This is a genomic window from Flavobacterium sp. (genome assembly GCF_043773265.1).
In the GTDB taxonomy this organism is placed as follows: Bacteria; Bacteroidota; Bacteroidia; order Flavobacteriales; family Flavobacteriaceae; genus Flavobacterium.
Window position 1 is genome coordinate 1 of the sequence record NZ_JAYVFH010000118.1, and the last position, 3,308, is coordinate 3,308.

The 3,308-nt window shown below is 29.4% G+C and carries 3 protein-coding genes; 1 reads left to right on the forward strand and 2 read right to left on the reverse strand.

Annotation, left to right across the window (positions count from 1 at the left end):
• Nucleotides 1–32 precede the first annotated feature (32 nt).
• Entirely contained in the window at nt 33–488 is a 456-nt protein-coding gene (gene rplM / locus ACH2BO_RS06325) for a 50S ribosomal protein L13 (RefSeq protein WP_395043908.1), read from the reverse strand.
• 275 nt (nt 489–763) lie between these two features.
• On the opposite strand from rplM, the gene ACH2BO_RS06330 reads away from it, so the two are divergent.
• The gene (locus ACH2BO_RS06330) at nt 764–1,786 is read left to right on the forward strand and encodes a LacI family DNA-binding transcriptional regulator (protein WP_395043909.1); all 1,023 of its coding nucleotides are present in this window, start codon (nt 764–766) and stop codon (nt 1,784–1,786) included.
• A 13-nt stretch (nt 1,787–1,799) separates the two neighbouring features.
• On the opposite strand, the gene ACH2BO_RS06335 is transcribed toward ACH2BO_RS06330, so the two are convergent.
• A complete protein-coding gene (locus tag ACH2BO_RS06335; protein ID WP_395043910.1) occupies nt 1,800–3,113 on the reverse strand; it encodes a serine hydrolase domain-containing protein in 1,314 nt (437 codons plus the stop codon).
• Between the last annotated feature and the right edge of the window lie 195 nt (nt 3,114–3,308).

A 3,308-nucleotide genomic window follows, 5' to 3' on the forward strand; every position in this document is an offset into this window, starting at 1 on the left:
TTTTCTTCTACCGATTTTGTGAATAACTCCCATTATTTTAAGTCGTTAAGGTTTACGGTTTTTGGTTTTTGAGCTCCATGAGTATGCTCTCCACCAACATTTACATTTAAGTTGCGGAATAATTGTGCACCTAATTTATTTTTAGGTAACATTCCTTTTACAGCTTTTTCTACTAATAATGCAGGGTTTTTTTGTTGCATGATTTTAGCAGTTAAACTTCTTTGTCCTCCTGGATAACCTGTGTGACGAATATACGTTTTTTCGTCAAGTTTGTTTCCGGTTAGGTTAATTTTTTCTGAGTTGATAACAATTACGTTATCTCCGCAGTCAACGTGCGGTGAATAACTTGGCTTGTATTTGCCTCTTAAAAGCATCGCGACTTTTGAAGCAAAACGACCTAAGTTATGACCTTCAGCATCTACAACAATCCACTCTTTGGTAACGGTGGCTTTGTTGGCTGAAACTGTCTTGTAGCTTAATGCGTCCATAATATTATTTTAATTAAACATTCCATTCCCAATTAAGGGAGTGCAAAAGTACGATTATTTATTATATATACAAATAGGTTTTTGTTTTTTCTTTTTAGTTGAATCTTAGTGTAATAGAAAAGGTTTAGGAATTACAAATTAGCCCTGATTGAATGGTTAGCTCTGGAACGAAGTGGAAGACTAGAAATGAAAGCAGGAACAAGGATAACAAAAATGCATTGTTGATTCGCTCCTAAAAATATTTTTACTAAATTTACACATTATATATATGATAAATGAAATCTAAAGCGACATTAAAACAGATTGCAAAAGAACTTGGCGTTTCTGTATCTACAGTTTCTAAGGCATTGAATGATAGTCCAGAAATTAGTGAGCCAACTAAAATTCGTGTTCAAGAGTATGCTAAACTAAAAAATTATAAACCAAATGTTATTGGGCTGAATTTGAAGAATCGTTCAACTAGAACAATTGGAGTAATTATACCTAATATACTTAATCAGTTTTTTGCAAAAGTTTTTACTGGAATTGAAAAAATTGCTGATGAAAAAGGGTATAAAGTTATTACTTGTATCTCAAATGAATCGCTAGAAAAAGAAATTGGCGCGCTTGAGATGTTGAGTAACGGTACTATTGATGGGTTTATATTGTCGATATCTGAAGAAGCTCAGAAGTTGCAGCAGTTTGGTCATTTTAAATCTATTATAAATGAAGGAACACCAATTGTAATGTTTGATAGAACTGCAGATGAAGTAAATTGTGATAAAGTTGTTGTAGATGATATAGATTCGGCAGTAAATGCTACAGAACATCTTATAAAAACTGGATGTAAAAATATTGCGCTATTTTCGACAATTGATAATTTAAGTGTTGGCAAATTGCGCGCCAAAGGATTTTATAATGCAATTGAAAGTAAAGGTTTGAAGGTTAATGAAAACTTGGTTGTGCTTGCAGAAAATGCTGATGATTTTGATGATAAAGTTAAAGGTTTTTTTGATAAAAATAAAGTCGATGCTGTTTTTGCATTAGATGAACACGCTTCGGTTTCTGCAATGAAATTAGCAATTAAAAAGGGATTTAAAATACCTGAGGAACTTTCGATAATTGGTTTTGCAGATGGTGTTTGGTCAAGAAGACTAACGCCAAGTATGTCAACTGTAAGCCAACATGGACCAGAAATTGGTGAAGTTGCAACTAGAATGTTGATAGAAAAACTTGAAAGTAAGGATGAAGCTTATAATCATAAAACAACTATAATTAAAACCGAATTACGACATAGAGAATCTACTAGAAAGTTATAATTATATTTTTAGATTATTCTTTTGTTAGTACGTTTTCCATTCCGCCTTGTTTTAATGTAAAGAAATTTTCTGCAAAAATCATTTTAATTCCTGCTCCTGAAAAATAAAATTCTTTGTCATTTTTTGCACTTAAAGGAAATGAACCTTGACCAGTTGCTTGCGCTGTTAATTCGCCATTAGTTGTTGTAATTGTAACTTTCATTGGAAACGTCTTGCTAGAATAAACACCAACATATTTTTGTAAAATGGAATCGTCAATTAGTATTTTTGTCAAATCTGGAAAAGTGTAGTCTTTATTGTAGTACAAACTTAAAATGCCAATCATAATATCGTTTCTATTATAATTATCACCATTTACAATTAATGATAAGCCAAATTTTTCTTCAACATTGTAACCAACAACTGCTCTAAAACTTTCAATTCCTCCGGTATGACCATAGAATTTTTTAGTATCAAATGGCATTGATATTAATCCTTTGCCATAATAATCTTCCATAGTTTTCATTAGTTCTAACGATGATGCAGAAACTAATTTTCCGTTAAATAATCCGTACATAAAAGTTGTTAAATCACTTGTTGTTGCAGCAATATCGCCAGCAGCATAAGCTAAAGAATTGTCCCATTGTGGAGTTTTCTCCCAAATTTTTCCGTCAAATAAATAAGAATAACTTTCATTGTTAGTAATATTGGTTTTGATTGGAAGTAAAGTATTTTTTAATCCTAATTCTTTAATTATTCGTTTGTCTAAATTATCTGAAAAACTTTTTTTAGTTACATTTTCAAGAATTAATCCTAGTAAATAATAATTAGAATTACTGTATTTATGTTTAGAATTGGGTTCGAAAGCCGATTCATATTTTGTAATTCTATCAACCATTTCTTGTTTAGAATTAAAGATATAAATTTTTTCACCAATAGACTCATCATCATTTAGGTAATCTGGAATTCCAGTTCTGTGGTGTAATAAATGATGAATAGTAATTTTATCTGCGTTTATAATCTTTGGATAAAAGGCAGACAATTTAGTGTCTAACGAAAGTTTTTTCTCATCTACCAATTGCATAATCATTGTTGCGGTAAAGATTTTTGTAATAGAGCCAATTTTTAATTTAGAATTTTCATCAAGTTTTTTATTGGTTTCTAAATCGGCAAAACCGTATCCTTTTGCAAAAACAACTTTATTGTTTTCATTAATTGCAACTGATCCCATAAATTTATTGTTGGAACTTAAAAAAGTTAGCAAACTATCAATTTTTTGGAATTTGGTTTGTTGTGCATTAGAAATTAATGAAATTGATAATAGTAAAAGTAGAAGTAATTTTTTCATGGTTGTTTTGTTTTTTATATTAGAATGAAAAAATTTGAAAATGTTACATATTTATTTTTTAAATTTCAAATAAATTGAATAAAGACAATTTGATAAAAATAGAAGCAAACTAATTATAAATAATATGAAAATTAAATTATAAAATTTGAAGCAAATTATAAGTAATGCTATACTCAATATTGAAAAAATTAAATT